4 protein-coding genes, 1 tRNA gene and 3 pseudogenes are annotated in these 5,121 nt (G+C 57.6%); all 8 read left to right on the forward strand.

The annotated features are described in order from the left end of the window. Positions 1–284 (forward strand): tetratricopeptide repeat protein (locus DQ405_RS23855; protein WP_168426330.1); only part of this gene is annotated, 284 nt, incomplete at its 5' end. 12 nt (positions 285–296) lie between these two features. Further along, positions 297–912: pseudogene (lolB, locus tag DQ405_RS23860) on the forward strand (lipoprotein insertase outer membrane protein LolB). A gap of 49 nt (positions 913–961) precedes the next feature. Continuing rightward, complete coding sequence (gene ispE, locus DQ405_RS23865; RefSeq protein ID WP_178114207.1) at positions 962–1,765, forward strand: 4-(cytidine 5'-diphospho)-2-C-methyl-D-erythritol kinase; 804 nt, start codon at positions 962–964, stop codon at positions 1,763–1,765. A 37-nt stretch (positions 1,766–1,802) separates the two neighbouring features. After that, positions 1,803–1,877: transfer RNA gene (locus DQ405_RS23870), tRNA-Gln, on the forward strand. 46 nt (positions 1,878–1,923) lie between these two features. Beyond that, positions 1,924–2,864, forward strand: a pseudogene (locus DQ405_RS23875) (ribose-phosphate pyrophosphokinase). A gap of 135 nt (positions 2,865–2,999) precedes the next feature. Next, positions 3,000–3,601, forward strand: a pseudogene (locus DQ405_RS23880) (50S ribosomal protein L25/general stress protein Ctc). Positions 3,602–3,768: 167 nt separating this feature from the next. After that, positions 3,769–4,353 (forward strand): aminoacyl-tRNA hydrolase, encoded by a 585-nt coding sequence (gene pth / locus DQ405_RS23885; RefSeq protein ID WP_010213318.1) that lies wholly within the window; start codon positions 3,769–3,771, stop codon positions 4,351–4,353. 22 nt (positions 4,354–4,375) lie between these two features. Then, positions 4,376–5,121 (forward strand): redox-regulated ATPase YchF (ychF, locus tag DQ405_RS23890; protein ID WP_168426331.1); only part of this gene is annotated, 746 nt, incomplete at its 3' end.

The following is a 5,121-nucleotide window of genomic DNA, read 5'->3' on the forward strand; positions in this document are numbered from 1 at the left end:
TCGAACAAGCCCACGCGCTCAACCCGGAAGACCCGGCCGTACTCGACAGCCTGGGCTGGGTGAATTACCGCCTGGGCAACCTCGACGAGGCCGAGCGCTTGCTGCGCCAGGCGCTGGAGCGTTTCCCGGACCAGGAAGTTGCCGCACACCTGGGCGAAGTGCTCTGGGCCAATGGCAAGCAGCGCGAAGCCCGACAAATCTGGGAAAAGTTCCTCAAGGAACAACCCGACAGCCCTATCCTGCGCAGCACCATCAAGCGCCTGACCGATCCGAGACCCTTTTAAGCTTTATGTTTCTTGCGCCACATTTATCGTTTTTCAGTTTTCATCGCCCTGCTCGCCGGTTGCGCGGGCATCGGCAGCCGTGAATCCGTTTGAAGGCCAGGGCAACCCGGCACAATGGAAACAACACAAGGACCAGCTCAGCAGCATCGATGGCTGGCAGATCGAGGGCAAGGTCGGGGTGCGTGCGCCGAAAGACTCCGGCAGCGGCACCCTGTTCTGGCTGCAACGCCAGGACTACTACGACATTCGCCTCTCGGGCCCCCTGGGTCGTGGCGCAGCCCGCCTGACTGGCAGGCCAGGGCAAGTAAGCCTGGAAGTGGCCAATCAGGGCCGCTACGAGGCAACCTCTCCGGAAGAACTGCTGGAGCAGCAGATTGGCTGGAAGCTGCCCGTCTCTCATCTGGTCTGGTGGGTCCGCGGCCTGCCGGCACCTGACAGCAAGAGCCGGCTGAGCCTCAATGGCGACAGCCGCCTCGCCACCCTGGAGCAGGATGGCTGGCAGGTCGAATATTTGAGCTACGTGGAGCAAAGCGGCTATTGGCTTCCCGAACGTATCAAGCTGCATGGCACCGACCTTGATGTCACGCTGGTGATCAAGGACTGGCAACCGCGCAAACTGGGGCAATAACGTGTCCGCACAAAAATTGACCCTGCCCTCCCCGGCCAAGCTCAACCTGATGCTGCACATCCTTGGCCGTCGTGAAGATGGCTACCACGAGTTGCAGACGCTGTTTCAGTTTCTCGACTACGGCGATGAGCTGACCTTTGCCGTGCGTGAGGATGGCGTAATCCAACTGCACACCGAATTCGACGGCGTGCCCCACGACAGCAATCTGATTGTGCGGGCAGCCAAAAAACTTCAGGCACAATCCGGCTGCCCACTTGGCATTGATATCTGGATCGACAAAATCCTGCCCATGGGCGGGGGTATCGGTGGCGGCAGCTCCAATGCCGCGACCACTTTGTTGGGCCTAAATCACTTATGGCAACTGGGCTGGGACCACGATCGCCTTGCTGCGCTGGGCCTCACGCTGGGCGCCGACGTCCCGGTTTTCGTGCGGGGGCACGCCGCATTTGCTGAAGGCGTTGGGGAGAAACTCACCCCTGTAGAGCCCGAAGAACCTTGGTATGTCGTGCTGGTGCCGCAAGTATCTGTAAGTACAGCAGAAATTTTTTCAGATCCGTTGTTGACACGTAACTCTTCTCCCATTAAAGTGCGCCCCGTTCCCAAGGGAAACAGTCGAAATGACTGCTTACCGGTTGTAGCAAGGCGTTATCCAGAGGTACGTAACGCTTTGAATTTGTTAGGTAAATTTACCGAAGCAAAATTAACCGGCACTGGAAGTTGTGTGTTTGGGGGCTTCCCAAGCAAAGCTGAAGCTGATAAAGTCTCGGCCCTTCTTACAGAGACCCTTACAGGGTTTGTAGCAAAAGGAAGCAACGTTTCGATGTTGCATCGCAAGCTGCAAAGTCTGCTCTAAAAGGAACCGAGTGTTAGGCACTCGTTGCAACAGATACAGGGGCGTCGCCAAGCGGTAAGGCAGCAGGTTTTGATCCTGCCATGCGTTGGTTCGAATCCAGCCGCCCCTGCCATTTTCTAATACTCATCCAGGTTACCCTCAGCCTCTAGGTACTGCGCGTGTCCAAGATGATGGTCTTTACGGGGAATGCCAACCCCGATCTGGCTCGACGTGTCGTACGTCAGCTGCATATCCCTCTCGGTGACATCTCTGTCGGTAAATTCTCCGACGGCGAAATTACAGCCGAGATCAATGAAAATGTCCGCGGTAAAGACGTCTTCATTATTCAGCCGACCTGCGCTCCGACCAACGATAACCTGATGGAACTCGTCGTGATGGCTGATGCCTTCCGCCGCTCCTCAGCGACTCGAATCACAGCTGTAATCCCTTACTTTGGTTATGCCCGTCAGGATCGCCGTCCGCGCTCCGCACGTGTAGCTATCAGCGCGAAAGTCGTTGCTGACATGCTGACCGTGGTAGGTATCGACCGTGTGCTCACGGTTGACCTGCACGCTGACCAAATCCAGGGGTTCTTCGATATTCCGGTAGATAACATCTACGGCTCCCCCGTCCTGGTGGATGACATCGAAGACCAGCGCTTTGAAAACCTGATGATCGTGTCCCCGGACATTGGTGGCGTCGTGCGTGCACGGGCTGTTGCCAAATCCCTGGGCGTGGACCTCGGGATCATCGACAAACGCCGTGAGAAAGCCAATCACTCTGAAGTGATGCATATCATCGGTGATGTCGAAGGGCGCACCTGTATTCTGGTTGATGACATGGTCGACACCGCCGGCACGCTGTGCCACGCGGCGAAAGCCTTGAAAGAGCACGGTGCAGCAAAAGTCTTCGCCTACTGCACACACCCTGTGCTGTCGGGCCGAGCGATCGAAAACATCGAGAACTCCGTGCTGGACGAACTGGTGGTGACTAACACCATCCCGTTGTCCGCCGCAGCTCAAGCCTGTGCACGTATCCGCCAACTGGATATTGCACCGGTCGTGCCGAAGCGGTTCGCCGCATCAGCAATGAAGAATCGATCAGCGCGATGTTCCGTTAAGGGTCAAACCAACGGATCACCTCACTGACGAAAAGCCGCCCGCCCAGCATTCCGCTGGGGCGGGGCTTTTTGCCCATATCGAGTTCGGCGCTGGTCGCAAACGCCCCTCGATGATGGCTATTTTGGAGATACAACATGAACGAATTTACTCTGAACGCCCAAGCGCGTACTGACCTGGGGAAAGGTGCGAGCCGCCGCCTGCGTCACGCCGCCAACATCCCAGCCGTTGTCTACGGTGGTAACAAGCCTGCTGAATCCGTGACCATCCTGGCCAAGGAAATCGCCAAGCTGTTCGAAAACGAAGCTGCCTACAGCCACGTTATCGAGCTGAACGTCGACGGCGCCAAGCAGAACGTCATCGTTAAAGCGATGCAGCGTCACCCTTCCAAGCAGTTCATCATGCACGCTGACTTCGTTCGCGTTGTAGCTGGCCAGAAACTGACCGCCATCGTGCCTGTGCACTTTGTGGGTGAAGAAGCTCCGGTCAAGAAAGGCGGCGAGATCTCTCACGTCCTGAACGAAATCGAAGTGACCTGCCTGCCGAAAGACCTGCCTGAGTTCATCGAAGTCGACCTGTCGGCTCTGGAAATCGGCGCCATCGTTCACCTGTCCGACCTCAAGGCCCCTAAAGGCGTTGAGTTTTGTCGCACTGGCTCACGGTGATGACAAAGCTGTTTGCCAACGTTCACGCTCCACGCGTTGCTCCAGAAGAAGCTGAAGAAGGCGCTGCAGAGTAATTCACTCTGTATTGCCGGAGCTTGAGGAAACATCGCGGACCGAAACGTAGCGAGAAAGCGGGCGATAACGCGGCGTTTACTCTTGAGTAAATGATGTAGTGTCGTCCACTTTCGCCGCACCTGGGTACGGCGATGTTATCCACAACTCCAAAGGAAGGGCTCCTGTCGTGACTGCCATTAAACTGATCGTTGGCCTGGGAAATCCAGGCGCCGAATACGAACAGACCCGGCATAACGCGGGGGCCCTTTTTGTTGAGCGCATCGCCCACGCCCAAGGCGTCAACCTGGTGGCCGATCGCAAATATTTTGGCCTGACCGGGCGCTTCTCGCACCAGGGTCAGGATGTTCGTCTACTGATTCCCACCACCTATATGAACCGCAGCGGCCAGGCTGTCGCGGCGCTTGCGGGCTTCTTCCGGATCAAACCCGAAGAAATCCTGGTGGCCCATGACGAACTGGACTTGCCACCCGGCGTAGCCAAGCTCAAGCTCGGCGGCGGGCATGGTGGGCACAATGGCCTGCGTGACATCATCGCGCAGTTGGGCAATCAGAATAATTTTTACCGTCTGCGGCTCGGCATTGGCCACCCAGGCGTTGCCAGTATGGTTTCAAATTTCGTCCTGGGTCGTGCGCCACGCGCCGAACAGGAAAAACTCGATGCCAGCATCGATTTTGCCCTCGGCGTGCTGCCGGATATCTTCGCCGGTGAATGGAACCGTGCGATGAAAAACCTGCACAGCCAGAAGGCCTGACTCTTATCCGAGGGGAAACACCATGGGATTCAATTGCGGCATCGTCGGCCTGCCCAACGTCGGCAAGTCCACCCTGTTCAACGCCCTGACCAAGTCCGGTATTGCGGCGGAGAACTTCCCCTTCTGCACCATCGAACCCAACAGCGGCATCGTGCCGATGCCGGACCCGCGTCTTGACGCACTGGCGGCCATCGTCAATCCCAAGCGCATCCTGCCGACCACCATGGAGTTCGTCGACATCGCGGGCCTCGTCGCCGGCGCCTCGAAAGGTGAAGGCCTGGGCAACAAGTTCCTGGCCAACATCCGCGAAACCGATGCTATCGCCCACGTGGTCCGCTGCTTTGAAGACGAGAACGTGATTCACGTCTCCAACAGCGTCGACCCCAAGCGCGACATCGAGATCATCGACCTGGAACTGATCTTCGCCGACCTCGACAGCTGCGAAAAGCAACTGCAGAAAGTCGCGCGTAACGCCAAGGGCGGCGACAAGGATGCAGTGGTCCAGAAGGGCCTGCTGGAGCAACTGATCGCGCACTTCACCGAAGGCAAGCCAGCGCGCAGCCTGATGAAGAACATGGGCGCAGACGAGAAGGCCGTGATCAAGGGCTTCCACCTGCTGACCACCAAGCCTGTGATGTACATCGCCAACGTTGCCGAAGACGGCTTCGAGAACAACCCGCTGCTCGACGTGGTCAAGGCTATTGCCGACGAAGAAGGCGCCATCGTTGTTCCGGTGTGCAACAAGATCGAAGCGGAAATCGCGAGCGT

This window comes from Pseudomonas sp. SST3 (assembly GCF_003325755.1).